Raw genomic sequence first — 13,806 nt, 5'->3', positions numbered from 1 at the left:
TCCATTTTTCCGCCGCTCGAGTGCGGGGTCGGACGTACGCCGTTCGGACCCGTTCGTTCGCCCCTCGATGCGATCGGTATCGACTGGGAAGTCTGACGACCGGCAGACCTAATCGAACTATGATACTATTCGTCTCGCTGAGCTATCCCCATGACGCCGTTCGACGGCATTCGATCGGACGCGGAAACTCAGATTCAATAACACTAAAACGGTCGGCTCGGAATCATTGGGCCGTTCATATGTCATCCATATTTTTCGATTAGTCACCTATTAGAACAAGCGAGGGGAGACGGATACCACCGTTCTGGAATCGTTTCACCACACGGTACGAAATCGACTCTCGCTGTTCGATTACCCTATGTGTATTTCATACTCAACTCTGTACAACTAACGAAACAATGTGGCAAAGTTATGGGTCCATGCGTGAATTCCAGTCCGAGGTCATTCGCAACTACATGAAGAGAACGACCATTACACTCCTGTTGGTCCTCTGCGTGGCTGTCGCAGGTTGCTCGTCGCTCACCGGCAGCGACGACGGAACGACCAGCACGACATCGTCCATGGAAAACCCCACGGAAACGACGACGGTCGCGACATCGACCGCGGCCACATCGACGACCGAAGAGAACGCCGACACGACCGACTCGGCGGAAGAAACCACGACGACATCGCAAACGACGTCACAAACGACGACGCAGTCGACGACGGAAGCGACCACGACCGCGGAATCGTCGTGGTCCGAACCGCAATCACCCAACACTCCCCTCCAGAACAAGATGGAATCGGAGGACGGCGGTAACTGGATCGAGAGCGTTTCGGTCGTGAACACGAAGTCCGCGAACGGCGGATACTCCAACTTCGACCTGAAAGTGAAAGCCAATACGGACATGCACCACGTCGACCCCGCGGAACACGGGACGGTGAACGGCGAACCGTTCTTCCTCGTGTACGTCGACGGGTCCCTCGACAACGGGTCGCGCTTCACTCGTACCGACGGAACGCTCATCGAGCGGTCCGACGTCTCCCGCGACGAGAACGGCGAGTTCACCATCGACATCCGCCCCGGCGGTCTGGAGGAGGCTGGTGCTGAGGGCGGTGAGGTGAAACTGATGGTCCTGCTGATGGACAAGGACAAGGACTGGGACGACATCTACGGTGTCACGTGGGTCACTGTCAACTACTCGTCCGGCGGATAATTCCCCGGTAGCGGGACTCTCCCGCATTCACCGCGAATCGATTTTGTAACACTCAATATTTTATTCAATTATTCTATAGTTAATTATAATACCTGATGTCGCTTGCTCAAATTGTGAACGACGATACCAATCAACGCGACAGCGATGAACTCGGTGGTCTTCCTCGACGGAACGTTCTGAAAACGGTCGGCACGGCCGGTCTGTTACCCGCCCTTTCGGGAATCGGTTCCGCCAGAACTGTCCCCGAGCAGCGAAACGACCGAATCGACGTACAGCGGTGGCGGTCCCTCCGCGATTTCGCCACCGGGGAATTTCGAGGCGTTCGCCCTGCACGCCGGGGCATGGCGCTCACCGTCGCGTACCCCATCGGCCGGTACGAGTACACCGACCCGTTCGGCAACGGCACGAAGACGTGGGAGTACGCTCGATGGACGTCCCGGATGTCTCCCGTCGGATTCGGCGCGAAGCAACTCGTCGCATCGTGGACGGCGGACACCCCGGCGGGAACGTGGTTGCAGGTAGAGATGCGCGGCGCGACGACGGACGGTGAGCGAACCGACTGGTACGTCATGGGACGGTGGGCCGCGAGCGACGCGGACATCCATCGGACCTCCGTCCCGTCGCAGGGCGACGACCACGGCTACATCGCCATCGACACGTTCAAAGCCGCGGACGGGGTCGCACTCGGCGCGTATCAGCTTCGCGTGACGCTGTATCGCTCGCCCGAGAACGACGCCTCGCCGGTACTGCGCTCGGTCAGCGCCATGGCCTCCCACCTGCCGGAACGGGAACACGTCGATGCCAGCCCGCTCGGCGGTGCGGAGGGAATCACGCTCGACGTTCCCGAGTACTCACAGTCGATTCACGACGGCGAGTACCCGCGGTGGGACGGCGGCGGCGAGGCGTGGTGTAGTCCCACCTCGACGGCGATGGTCGTCTCCTACTGGGGTCGTGGCCCCACGGAGGAACAGATGAGTTGGGTGAATCCAGAGTACGAGGACCCGCAAGTGGACTTCGCGGCGCGCGGAACGTTCGATTACAGCTACGACGGTGCCGGAAACTGGCCGTTCAACGTCGCCTACGCCGGGAGGTTCGGCCTCGATGGGTTCGTCACTCGACTGCGCTCGCTGAACGAGTTGGAACGGTATATCAAGGCCGGAGTACCCGTTATCACCTCACAGTCGTTCGAGGAGGAGGAACTGCCGGGTGCCGGATACGGAACGAACGGACACCTCATGGTCGTCGTCGGCTTCACCGAGGACGGCGACGTCGTCGCCAACGACCCGGTGGCCCCGACCGACGAGGACGTGCGACTCGTCTATCCGCGTGCGAACTTCGAGAACGTCTGGCAGCGAACCACGGGAACCGGCGGTATCGCGTACATCATCCATCCACCGGGACACGACCTCCCGGACGGAACGCCCGGCCACTGTCACGGTCACCACGGCGGACACCGGCACGGACGCCGACAGCGCCGCTTCTAAAAACGCGTCGGGCGTCGGTCAGTTCTCGACTCGCTTTTGCCACTCCCGTACCTTCGACATCAACTCGATGGGCGAGATGTCGGCGACTTCGACGCCCGTGAGTTCCGAGAGCACGGCCTCGGTTTCGGGGTCGAGCGCGGAGTCGGGCGCGTTCGACTCCTCGTCGTGCGTCCCATCCGCGTCGCTTCCCGCCACGCTTTCGTCCGCTCCGTTCGTCTCGAACTGTCCCGACCCGAGGTCGAACACCGCCTGCACCGACTCGTTCGACCCCGATCCGCGGGCCTCGATGGCCTTCTCCTGCCTGAGTTTGTCGAGGACGTCCCGCGAGCGCTCCACGACGGGCATCGGCACGCCCGCCAAGTCGGCGACGTGAATCCCGTAGGAGCGGTTGGTCGGGCCGTCGCGGACGGTCCTGAGGAAGGTCACGTCGCCGTCCCGCTCATCTGCCGCCACGTGGACGTTCTCGACGCGATCCAAGTGGTCCGCCAGCGTCGTCAGTTCGTGGTAGTGGGTCGCAAAGAGCGTCTTCGCCCGAACCTCGTTGTGCAGGTACTCCGTCGCCGCCCACGCGATGGAAATCCCGTCGTACGTCGCGGTTCCGCGCCCCACCTCGTCGAGAATGACGAGCGATTCCTCGCTCGCGGAGTGGAGGATGTTGCTCAACTCCTGCATCTCGACCATGAACGTCGAACGCCCCTGTGCCAACTCGTCCAACGCCCCGACGCGGGTGAAGATGCCATCGACGACGCCGATGCGTGCCGACCGCGCTGGCACGAAGCTGCCGACCTGCGCCAGCAACGTGATGAGCGCGACCTGCCGCATGTACGTCGATTTCCCGCTCATGTTCGGCCCGGTGACGATGAGGAACTCGCGGTCGTCGTCCATCCGAACGTCGTTCGGGACGAACTCCGTCGTTCGCTCCACGACGGGGTGGCGGCCCTGTTCGATGTCCAGTCCTGACTCGGCGAGTTCGGGCCGTACCCAACCGTTTTCGACGGCGTGGACGGCGAGGCTCGCCAGCACGTCCAACTCGGCCAGCGTCCGTCCCACGTCCTGTAGCAGTTCCGTGTGTTCGGCTACTCGATTCCTGAGTTCCCCGAACAGTTCGTACTCCAGTTCGCCGCGCCGCTCTTCGAGTCGCAGGATCTCCCGTTCCCGCTCCCGGAGTTCGTCGGTGACGTACCGCTCGGAGTTCTTCAGCGTCTTGACGGCCTCGTACTCCTCGGGAACCTTGTCGGTGTCGGACTTCCCGACCTGCAGGTAGTAGCCGTCCGTCTTGTTGCGGTCCACCTGTAGGTGCGAGATGCCGGTTCGGGACTTCTCGCGCCCCGCCAACGTGTCGAACCACTCCAGATTCTCCTCGTGCTGGTCGATTATTTCGTCCAGTTCCGCGTCGTAGCCGCGGCGCAACAGACCGCCCTGCGTGACCGTGTTCGGCGGGTCCTCGGCCACCGCTTCGGCTAGCTCCTCGCGCAGTCTTTCGGTCGCCTCGCGGTCGGGCCGGGAGACGAGTTCGGACAGCGGCGAACTCGACAACGACGGAGCGTTCGCGATGGCGTCCGCGACGGACGGGAGGACGGCGAGGCTGTCCCGAACCCGCAGCAGGTCGTGGGCGTCGGCGCTCCCCGACACCGCCTTGCTCGCCAACCGTTCGAGGTCGTAGGCGTCCGAGAGCGTCTCTCGAATCTCCTCGCGGGCGAGCGCCGACTCGGCGAAGGCGGCGACGCTCGACTGTCGTTTCCGGAGCACGTCGTGCGAGCGGCGGGGGCGTTGGAGCCACTCCTTCAGCAACCGACGTCCCGCGCTCGTCTTCGTGTGGTCCACCGTCTCGAACAGCGACCCCTTGCGGTCGCCGTGCATCGTCTCGGTGAGTTCGAGGTTGCGCTGGGTCGTCGCGTCGAGTTCCACGTGGTCGTCGGCGTGGTAGGACTGCAACCGTGTCATGGACCCGAGGACGCCCGCGCCGGTCTCCTCGACGTACGAGAGGACCGCGCCCGCCGCCCGTACCTCCGCGCCGTCGCCCGAATCGAGTCCGAGGCTGGACAGCGTTTCCTTCCCGAACTGCTCGCGGGTGAGGTGTGCGGCCTTGCCGGGCGCGAAGGCATTCGCGTCGTGGACCGACAGCGAGGCGTCGGTCCGGTCGCGCACCCGTTCGAGGAACGAATCGTCGTTCCGAATCTCCGGGCCGGGAAGGACTTCGGCGGGGTCGAACCGGTACAGTTCCGTCAACGCCTTCGACTCCGCGTCGGGTCCCGAAACGGCGCTGACGAGGAATTTCCCCGTGGTCACGTCGGAGAACGCCAACCCGTAGCCGTCGTCCACGCGGACGATTCCCGCGAGATACTGGGCGTCCGCCGAGGAGGTTTCGAGCAGCGTACCGGGCGTCACGACCCGCGAAATCCGTCGGGCGTGGCCGCCGTCCGTCTCGTACTGGTCGGCCACGGCCACGCGGTAGCCGCGTTCGACCAACTGTTTGACGTACGGCGTCAGTTCCGAGAGCGGGACGCCCGCCATCGGATAGCTGCTGCCGTGGCTGGACTTCTTCGAGATGTTCAAATCGAGGACGTCGCCGACGAACTCCGCGTCGTCCGCGAAGAACTCGTAGAAGTCGCCGACCTGCATCGTCAACACGTCCGCGTCCGTCTCGGCCTTGAGCGAGAGGAACTCCCCGACGATGCCGCCCTCACTCACGGCGGACACCCCCGAAGGCGAGAACCGAATTCATGTGCGACAGTGGGTCGGACGGCGACTAAAACGGTGTGGATTCGGCGCGAAAACGTCGGACGTGTTCGGACGCGCTCCCTCCGGTACGGTTTTCCCGCTCGCGACGGTACCTTCTCCTCCCGTGGTTTCCGTTCCCTCCGGTTCGCGTCGACTCGGTGCGGCGTTGATGGGGATCGCCGTCCTCGGCTTCGTCCTCACGCTCGTCGTCAGCGCCGCCGTTACGCCGCCGATTTCGAACGTTTCGTCGCCGACCGTTTCCGACCGAACCGTCGTCGGCGTCCAGTCCACGACGACCGACGGCCGGGTCGTCGCCCTCGACGCTCACGGAGACGTGCTCTGGCAGTACGGTCACGCCAACGGCTATCACGACGTGTCGTGGCTCCAGAACGGAACGGTTCTCGCGTCGTTCATCGATAACGGCTACCGGAACTGCGGTCCCTACGAGTCGCCGTGTGCCCGAACCGGCGTGCGGGTCATCGACCCGAAGCCCTCGCCGCACGTCGTCTACGAGTGGACGTTCCCCGTCCGCTCCGGGCGGAACAGCGAGATGCACGACGCCGACCTGCTTCCCTCGGGGGAACTCCTCGTGGCGGATATGGACCAAGAACGGGTGTTCACGCTCGCACCAAACGGGACGATAACGTGGCAGTGGAACGCGAGCGAACGGTACGACCCGCCGTCGGACCCGACGCGAACCGATTGGCTTCACATCAACGACGTGGATCGAATCGGGCCGGGGCGCTACCTCGTCAGCGTCCGAAACGCGAACCAACTCGTCGTCCTCCAGCGCGGGGAGGGCGTCGTTGACGTCGTGAACGGTAACGGGAACTGGCGACGCTTGAACAAACAGCACAACCCACAGTATCTCTCGAAGGATGCCATCCTCGTCGCCGACAGCGAGAACGATCGCGTGGTCGAACTCCATCGCGTCGACGGAACGTGGGAAATCGCGTGGCAGGCCCACGGCGCGGGCGGCATCGGATTCGATTGGCCGCGGGACGCGGACCGCCTCCCGAACGGCCACACGCTCGTCACCGACAGCAGGAACAACCGCGTCGTGGAACTGAACGAGTCGGGGGAGATGGTCTGGAGCGCCCGCGTTCCCACCCTTCCCTACGAGGCGGACCGCTACCCCGGCGAATACCCCGCCGGGCCGCCAACGGGTGAGACGGGGACCGTCGGGGTCGGAACGACGAACCTGCCGGTCTTCGGATACCTCCTCGATAGCGCCCGGCACGTGGTTGCGCTCCCTTACTGGGTGGGCGGATGGCATCTCGCGTTCGGGTGTGTCGCCCTCCTCGTCTTTCTTGCAGGCCTCTGGCTGTTCGTCCGAAGTCCCAAAAGCCGGTTGCGTGAGCAACCAGAATAGACACTCACCGTTCCGCCGTCGGTCGTCTCATGGCTCTGACCCAAATCGACCACCTCGACGCCGAAATGGACAACTGCATCAACGACTGTTTCGAGGCGACCCAAGCCTGCGAGTGGTGTGCGGACCAGTGTGCCGAAAAAGGAGAGGGAATGGCGCGGTGCATCCGCCTCTGTCGCGACGTGGCCGACCTCGCGTCGATGCACGCGCGGTTCATGGCGCGAAACTCGAACTACGACGCGGAACTCGCCGAAGCCTGCGCCGGTGCCTGCGAGGAGTGCGCCGCGGAGTGTTCCCAGCACGATCACGACCACTGTCAGGTCTGTGCCGACGTGCTCGAAGACTGTGCCGAAAGCTGTCGGCGGATGATGGCGTAGAGGCTCGGAAAGACTGTTCCCGCTTCGTTTTCGGAGCTCGAACGGGGGTTATCCCCGTCACCTCATGTAAAACACGTGTTTTTAAGAAGACATTTATCGCGTCACGAGTAGTCGATTTTCATGCCCTTGCTCGACGGTTGAACCCTGCTCCTCTGTATCGGTTTGCTGCTGGCGGTTCCGCTCTTATCCGGTTGTGCCTCGCCGCGAAACGAGTTCCCCGACCATCGCGTCTCGATAGTCAACTCCGACGACGCGTCACACGATATCTCGTTCCTCGTCGGATCCGACGGGGAACGACCGTCGAAGGAATCGTTCCGTCTCTCCGCGAATTCATCCGAACCGCTGTCCACGTTGAACCGCTCCGGCCGATACACCCTCCGACTGACCGTGGACGGCGAGCACGTGACTCGAACGGTCGAACTCCCGGTCGTCGAGGGAGATAGGCGTTCGTTCACCGAGTTCAGGATAGCGGACGACGGGACGGTATCCGTACGGAGTTATCACGAGGTGTAGTCGAAAGGAGTTCTGCCGACCGTCGATTCAAAGGAGTTCGTCGGCGAGCAGGGCCACACTGTCGTCGCGCGGCGCGTCCGGGACGCTCAGCATGAACGCCTCCATCCCGACCGCCTCGTAGCGCTCTAGTTCCGCCCGAATCTCGTCCGGCGTGCCGACCAACGCCGTTTCCACGTAGCCCGAGAGAAAGAACTCCCGTGGTTCGCTCGGTTCATCCGGCAGGTGGCGCTCGGCGAACCGGTCGCGCTTTTCCGCCGCCTCGCCCCGCGAGTCGGCGACGAACGCGAACAGTTCCGCGGATTTGGTGATGTCGTCGTAGCGGGCCTCGTCCGCACAGTGGTTCCTGAGCACCGCCAACTTCTCGGCAAAGCCGTCGGGGTCGAGGGTTCCGTAGTTCCACCCGTCGGCCAGTTCGGCCGTGTACCGCAGGGTGAACTGCTTCCCTCCGCCGCCGACCCAGATGGGCGGGTGCGGGTCCTGCACCGGTTTCGGACGACAGAACGCGTCGTCCACATCGAAGTGGTCGCCGTGATGGGTGTACGTCTCGTTCGTCCACAACCCCTGAAGAATCTCGACCGTTTCGCGCAGTCGTTCGATGCGCGCGGCGGGCGGTTCGCGGAACTCGTAGCCGAAGCGCTCGAACTCGTCCCGGTACCACCCCGCGCCGACTCCGAGGTCGAGGCGGCCGTCGCTCACGCGGTCTACCGTCGCGGCCATCTTCGCCAGCAACGACGGGTGACGGTACGCCTGACAGGTAACGAGGGTCCCGAGTCGAATCTCGTCCGTCGCCTCCGCGAGCGCCGAGAGCGTCGTCCAGCACTCGTAGGTGTCCCGTTCGGCGTCGCCGATCCACGACTGGAAGTGGTCTTCGAGCCAAACGGCGTCGAACCCGCACGCTTCGGCGTCGAGCGCGACGTCGAGGACGATATCGTAGTCGTGGCCGTACTGCGGGAGGATGATACCGACGTCGGCGTTCACGACGATCCTCCCGCCTCCAACGCGGACTGGAGCGCCAACGTCCGTCGTTGGAGTTCCTCCTCGTCTGCCGCGAGCAGTTTGACGATTGCCTCCTTTCCGACTTCACCGCGGTCGATTATCGCCACGGGCGTTCCGTCCGCCGACTCGAAGGCCCGCTTTGCGCCCCATCCCATCGTACTTCCCTCCTTCTCTTTCACGGAGTCGGGTTCCGCGTCGCGGTCGAACTCCGTGACTTCGCCGCTCAGCGTCGAGAGGGCGTCCTCCACGTCGGCGTCGAAGCGGCAGTTGACGGCGAACCGCAAGTCCGCATCGAACTCGCGGGCAGAAAGCAGGAACCGTGCCACGTGACTCGACGCGCCGAAGCGCACGCCGCGATTCGGGTTCACGCCGGACAGGGTGCGGGTGATTCGCCCCTCGACGGCGGCGGTCTCCCCCGCGTTCTCGGCGTACGGCGTCGCCGCGACGACGTTCATGCCGACTTCGGGAACGAGCGCGCTCACGTCCCGTTCGACGAAGGAGCGGACGATTCGCTCGACTGCTTCCGCCGTGTCGTTCCGCGCCGCTCGGTTCCGAAGGTCGGCGAGGTGGTGGACCGCTCCCGGTCCCTCGCCGACGTCGACCGCGTAGCGGACCGCCCGCTCCATGAAGTCGGTGGCTCCCGACACCGCGGTGTCGAGGTCGTCGCCCAGCGCGAGCCGGGCGGCGACGGCGCTGGCGAGCGTGCATCCCGACCCGTGGGTCGCGTCGGTGTCGATTCGCGGGTGTTCGAAGACCGTCACGCCGTCGTCCGTGATCAACACGTCCCGAACCGTCTCGCCGGGGACGTGGCCACCTTTCACGAGGGCGGCGTCCGCGCCGAGTTCGAGGAGCGCCTCTCCCGCTTCCGTGGCGCTCCCGTCGTCGGTCGGTTCGATACCCGTCAGCACCTCGGCTTCGTCCGCGTTCGGCGTGACGAGCGTCGCGTGTTCGAACAGGTCGGCGTAGGCTTCCTCGCCTGCCGAATCGAGCAGTCGGTCGCCCGAGGCGGCGACCATCACGGGGTCTACGACGACGGGAACGTCCACGTCGGCGACCTGCGCCGCGACGCTCCGAACGACGGGTGCTTCGGCGAGCATGCCGGTTTTGACCGCTCGTACGTCGAAATCCGAGAGGACGGCCTCGCACTGGGCCTCGACCTCCTCGACGGGAAGCGTGGAGAACCCCTCCACGCCGCGGGTGTTCTGTGCCGTCACGCTCGTGATGGCGCTGGTGCCGAACACGCCGTGGGCCTCCATCGTCTTCAGGTCGGCCTGAACCCCCGCACCGCCGCCGGAGTCGCTTCCCGCGATGGTCAGCGCGACCGGAATCCCGACCGGTGCGGCGTTTCGGGTCACGTCGATTTCTCCATGAACTCCTCAAAGGCGGCCCAGAAGGGGTCCACCTCGGGATGTGCTATCTCCTCCCCATCGACGGTGACACCGTCCCCGTCGCGCACGTCGCCGATGATCCCCGCGGGGATGTCGGCGTCGGCCAGCGCGGAAACGACGCGTTCCGCGTCCTCGGGTGCCACGGTCAGCAGGAGCGTCCCTTCGCTGATGGACACCCACGGATCGATGCCGAAGAACTCGCAGGCCTCCAACACGCCCGGCAGAATCGGCACGTCGTCGTGGCTCACGTCGAGGTGAACCCCGCTCGCGGTCGCCATCTCGACCAGTGCGCCGTGGACGCCGCCCTCCGTCGCGTCGTGCATGGCCGACACGTCGCCCGTCTCCGCCGCCACCAGCGCGTCCTCGACCGGACTCATGTCGTAAAATCGGTCCTTGGCGTCCTCGACGGTTCCCTCGGGGAGGTCCATCAGTTCCTCGAACTGGTTGCTCAACAGGCCGGTCGCTTCGACGGCGGGACCCTTCGTGAGCACCACTTTGTCGCCTGGTCGCGCGCCGTTCGGTCGGACGACCTTCTCGGGGTCGCCGACGGCCATCGCGGTGGCACCGCCGACCATCGGGTAGTTGCACCCCGCATACCGGGCCGTGTGGCCCGTGACGACGCTGACGCCCAGTTTCTTCGCTTCGCGGTCGAACGTTTGCCACACCGTGGCGAACTCCTCGTCGGTGATTTCCGGCGGGAGGTTGAAATCCACCGCCAGATGGGTCGGACGCAAACCGCTCACCGCCACGTCGCTCATCAGGATATGGAACGCGAACCACGCCGCCCGCTCGAACCCGAGCGAGGGCATGACGAAGATGGGGTCCGTCGCCATCGCTATCGCGTTGCCGCCGGCTTCTACTACATCGTCAGACTGCGTCTGACTGGCCATCGAGCCGAGCTCGATGACGCCGAAATCCACGCCGTGCTGTGGCTGTAGCGTCACGTCGTCTCGCTCCGCGCCGAGGTGCGGGAAGATGTACTCCTCGAAGAACTCGCCGTCCACTTTGCCTAACTCGCTCATCAGTCTGGGATATTACCTTGTGGTATTTATCCGTGGTGTTCACTCCCGTTCGCCCGACAACTCGGCGAATACCTGCCACGAGGGGTCTACGTCGGGATGTTCGATTCGGTCGCCGTCGACGTATACACCTTCGCCCTCGCACACCGTCCCCATTTCGGCCGCCGGGATTCCGGCGTCGTCGAACGCGGCCAACACGTCCTCTGACCTTTCCGGCGCGACCGTCAGCACGAGCGTCCCCTCGGTCGTGGACGCCCACGGGTCGATATCGAAGAACTCGCAGGCCTCCAGCACGCCCGGCAGAATCGGCACGTCGTCGTGGCTCACGTCGAAGCGTACTCCGGCGGAGCGGGCCATTTCGACCAACGCGCCGTGAATCCCGCACTCCGTGGCGTCGTGCATGGCAGTGACCGGTCCCGCCTCGGTCGCCACCAACGCGTCCTCGACCGGACTCATGTCGTAGAATCGGTCTTTCGCGTCCGCGATGGTCTCCTCGGGAAGGTCGATTTGCTCCTCGAACAGCGTCACCAGAAAGCCCGCCGTCTCCACACCCGGCCCCTTCGTTACCAGCACTTTGTCGCCCGGTCGTGCGCCGTCCGGCCGGACGAGGTTCTCCTTCTCCCCCACCGCGAGCGTCGTCGCGCCGCCGACCCACGGATACCGACAGCCGGAATATCTCGCGGTATGGCCCGTGACGACGCTGACGCCCAATTTCTTCGCTTCCCTGTCGAACGTTTGCCACACCGTGGCGAACTCCTCGTCGGTGATTTCGGGCGGCAGGTTGAAATCCACCGCCAGATGGGTCGGACGCAGGCCGCTCACCGCCACGTCGCTCATCACGACGTGGAACGCGAACCACGCCGCCCGCTCGAAGCCCAGGTCGGGCAGGAGCGAGAGGGGGTCCGTGGCGAGCGCGACGACTTGGTCGCCCAGTTCGATGACCCCAAAATCCACGCCGTGTTTCGGCCCGAGGAGTTCGTCGTCGCGGTCCGCGCCGAGGTAGGGATAGATGTGTTCGTCGAAGAAGTCGCGGTCTATCTTCCCGAGGTCGCTCATACCGGTGGTATTTCGGCGGCGCACAAATCCGTGCTGATTCGTGGAACCGTATCGGAGGTTTCCGTGAGAGATTCATAACGGACGGATTCCGGTGATCACTTTGCAAACGACGACACTGTAACGTGGTCTCCGAAAGCTCCCGCCACGCTCGCTTCGAAGTGACGTTGGTTGTTTTTGCGATTGCAGTTACAGAGAAGCAGTCTTCGAAAGCCCCCGCCCGCTCGCGGTTGCTGTGCAGGATATTCTGGCCTCTCCGCCACGTTCGGCCAGAATAGTTGCCCACACAGCAACCATGCAAGCGCGACCGGGTGGCCCCTTTCATTCCCACCCGCACCGCTTCCGCACAGCACCGCATCAGCCACTCCCTCCCCAACCGATTGCGCTCCTTACTCACATCCGTTCGTTCCGGTGCTCATCCCTCGCACGCTATCAGCACAGCCCTTCGGACGACGTGTCCTCAGGGCTGTCCCAGCGCGCGCCACGTCGAAACCGAGAATCGAACCGCGGTACGTCAAATCCGATTACTGTAGCGGAGCCAACGCTTCCATTTCATCCTCGCTTTCCACGCCGACGAACACCGAGTGGGAACCTTCACGCTCTCGCGCACTCGGAGCCACCTGAATGAACTCGGCGTTCTCCCGTGCGGCGGCGATGTCGTGACCGCCGCAGTAGCTGAGTCCCGAGCGGATTCCGGCGAGGAAGGTCTCGGTTTCGTCGGCGAGCGGGCCGCTGTACGCGGTGAGGCCTTCGATTCCCTCGTCGGCGTCGGGGGTGAGGTCCTTGTCGGTGCGGTTCGCGTTCGCGGCGGTGGAGGCCATGCCGCGGGAGCGCTTGAACGTCCGCCCGTCCACGGTCACGGTTTCGCCGGGCGCTTCCTCGGTTCCGGCGAAGAAGCTTCCCATCATCACCGTGTCGGCACCGGCCACGAGCGCCTTCACCGCGTCGCCGGAGGTGCGGATGCCGCCGTCCGCGACGATGGGAATTCCCAACTCGTCCGCCCGCTCCGAGCAGTCGTCCACGGCGGTCAGTTGGGGGACGCCCGCTCCAGCGACCTTCCGAGTCGTGCAGTGCGAACCGGGACCCACGCCGACCTTCACGCCGTCCGCGCCCGCGGAGTAGAGGTCCGAAACGGCCTCGGGCGTGACGACGTTTCCGGCGACGAGTTCGGCGTCCGGGAACTTCGCCTTGATTTCGGACACGGCGTCCAGACAGCGCTCCATGTGACCGTGGGCGACGTCCACCATGATGCAGTCCACGCCCGCGTCGAGCGCGGCCTCCGTCCGGTCGATGAACTCCTCGTTGATGCCGACGGCGGCACCGACCCGTCCACCGGCCGTTTTCACCGAGCGGACCTGTTCGGCCTGCTCCTCGATGCCCATGAAGCGGTGGATCGTGCCGAGACCGCCCATCTCGGCGAGCGCGCTCGCGGTGTCCGTCTCGGTGACGGTGTCCATCGGCGCGGAGAGAACCGGCGTGTCGAGTTCGAGGTTTGGCGTGAGATTCGTCGTCAGGGAGACGTCGCTCCGGCTATCGACCGGAGAACGCTGTGGCACGAGCAGCACATCACCGTACGAGAGACCTGTCCTGATATCCATCGGTAACCTTCACTTCCGAGAGGCCGACTCCACTTAACTCCACTGGAAACGGACGAAAGCGGTCGGCAGGAGCGTATTTCCGTCGGTGTGAC

At 64.5% G+C, this 13,806-nt stretch carries 11 protein-coding genes; 5 read left to right on the top strand and 6 right to left on the bottom strand.

The window, feature by feature from the left end:
- Positions 1–455: 455 nt before the first annotated feature.
- Positions 456–1,196 carry a hypothetical protein gene (locus tag ACGYLY_RS10480; protein ID WP_395281685.1) on the top strand — a complete coding sequence of 247 codons (741 nt, stop codon included), beginning with the start codon at positions 456–458 and terminating at the stop codon, positions 1,194–1,196.
- A gap of 113 nt (positions 1,197–1,309) precedes the next feature.
- Complete coding sequence (locus ACGYLY_RS10475; protein ID WP_395281686.1) at positions 1,310–2,680, top strand: peptidase C39 family protein; 1,371 nt, start codon at positions 1,310–1,312, stop codon at positions 2,678–2,680.
- Between the two features lie 18 nt (positions 2,681–2,698).
- On the opposite strand, the gene mutS is transcribed toward ACGYLY_RS10475, so the two are convergent.
- Positions 2,699–5,371, bottom strand: coding sequence for a DNA mismatch repair protein MutS (gene mutS / locus ACGYLY_RS10470; RefSeq protein ID WP_395281687.1), 2,673 nt, complete (start codon positions 5,369–5,371; stop codon positions 2,699–2,701).
- On the opposite strand from mutS, the gene ACGYLY_RS10465 reads away from it, so the two are divergent.
- From ACGYLY_RS10465 to ACGYLY_RS10455, 3 genes are all read left to right on the top strand, one after another.
- Complete coding sequence (locus ACGYLY_RS10465; protein ID WP_395281688.1) at positions 5,355–6,773, top strand: hypothetical protein; 1,419 nt, start codon at positions 5,355–5,357, stop codon at positions 6,771–6,773. The two genes, mutS and ACGYLY_RS10465, sit on opposite strands and share 17 nt — an antisense overlap.
- A 29-nt stretch (positions 6,774–6,802) precedes the next feature.
- Entirely contained in the window at positions 6,803–7,147 is a 345-nt protein-coding gene (locus tag ACGYLY_RS10460) for a four-helix bundle copper-binding protein (RefSeq protein WP_395281689.1), read from the top strand.
- Positions 7,148–7,309: 162 nt separating this feature from the next.
- Entirely contained in the window at positions 7,310–7,660 is a 351-nt protein-coding gene (locus tag ACGYLY_RS10455; protein ID WP_395281690.1) for a hypothetical protein, read from the top strand.
- Positions 7,661–7,687: 27 nt separating this feature from the next.
- On the opposite strand, the gene ACGYLY_RS10450 is transcribed toward ACGYLY_RS10455, so the two are convergent.
- The 5 genes from ACGYLY_RS10450 to ACGYLY_RS10430 all read right to left on the bottom strand — a co-directional run bounded on the left by ACGYLY_RS10450 (position 7,688) and on the right by ACGYLY_RS10430 (position 13,714).
- Positions 7,688–8,638: a TIGR03560 family F420-dependent LLM class oxidoreductase gene (locus ACGYLY_RS10450; protein ID WP_395281691.1), complete on the bottom strand. Its 951-nt coding sequence runs from the start codon at positions 8,636–8,638 to the stop codon at positions 7,688–7,690.
- The gene (gene thiD / locus ACGYLY_RS10445) at positions 8,635–10,011 is read right to left on the bottom strand and encodes a bifunctional hydroxymethylpyrimidine kinase/phosphomethylpyrimidine kinase (RefSeq protein WP_395281692.1); all 1,377 of its coding nucleotides are present in this window, start codon (positions 10,009–10,011) and stop codon (positions 8,635–8,637) included. The genes ACGYLY_RS10450 and thiD overlap by 4 nt, the downstream gene beginning before the upstream one ends.
- Positions 10,008–11,066, bottom strand: a complete 1,059-nt coding sequence (locus tag ACGYLY_RS10440) for an AIR synthase family protein (protein WP_395281693.1) — start codon at positions 11,064–11,066, stop codon at positions 10,008–10,010. Before ACGYLY_RS10440 ends, thiD begins: the two co-directional genes overlap by 4 nt.
- 39 nt (positions 11,067–11,105) lie before the next feature.
- Positions 11,106–12,119, bottom strand: a complete 1,014-nt coding sequence (locus tag ACGYLY_RS10435) for an AIR synthase family protein (protein WP_395281695.1) — start codon at positions 12,117–12,119, stop codon at positions 11,106–11,108.
- Between the two features lie 521 nt (positions 12,120–12,640).
- The gene (locus ACGYLY_RS10430) at positions 12,641–13,714 is read right to left on the bottom strand and encodes a guanosine monophosphate reductase (protein WP_395281696.1); all 1,074 of its coding nucleotides are present in this window, start codon (positions 13,712–13,714) and stop codon (positions 12,641–12,643) included.
- Positions 13,715–13,806 lie beyond the last annotated feature (92 nt).

Source organism: Haladaptatus sp. CMAA 1909 (assembly GCF_043952005.1).
Classification (GTDB): domain Archaea; phylum Halobacteriota; class Halobacteria; order Halobacteriales; family Haladaptataceae; genus Haladaptatus.
Note: the sequence above shows the minus strand (reverse complement) of the source record. Positions and strands in the feature narration are given on the sequence as shown.

Excerpts from the sequence above, each read along its gene's own strand:
- ACGYLY_RS10440 (WP_395281693.1), bottom strand. The coding sequence starts at position 11,066 with ATGAGCGAGTTAGGCAAAGTGGACGGCGAGTTCTTCGAGGAGTACATC.
- ACGYLY_RS10435 (WP_395281695.1), bottom strand. The coding sequence starts at position 12,119 with ATGAGCGACCTCGGGAAGATAGACCGCGACTTCTTCGACGAACACATC.
- ACGYLY_RS10430 (WP_395281696.1), bottom strand. The coding sequence starts at position 13,714 with ATGGATATCAGGACAGGTCTCTCGTACGGTGATGTGCTGCTCGTGCCA.
- ACGYLY_RS10480 (WP_395281685.1), top strand. The coding sequence starts at position 456 with ATGAAGAGAACGACCATTACACTCCTGTTGGTCCTCTGCGTGGCTGTC.
- ACGYLY_RS10460 (WP_395281689.1), top strand. The coding sequence starts at position 6,803 with ATGGCTCTGACCCAAATCGACCACCTCGACGCCGAAATGGACAACTGC.
- ACGYLY_RS10465 (WP_395281688.1), top strand. The coding sequence starts at position 5,355 with ATGCCGCCCTCACTCACGGCGGACACCCCCGAAGGCGAGAACCGAATT.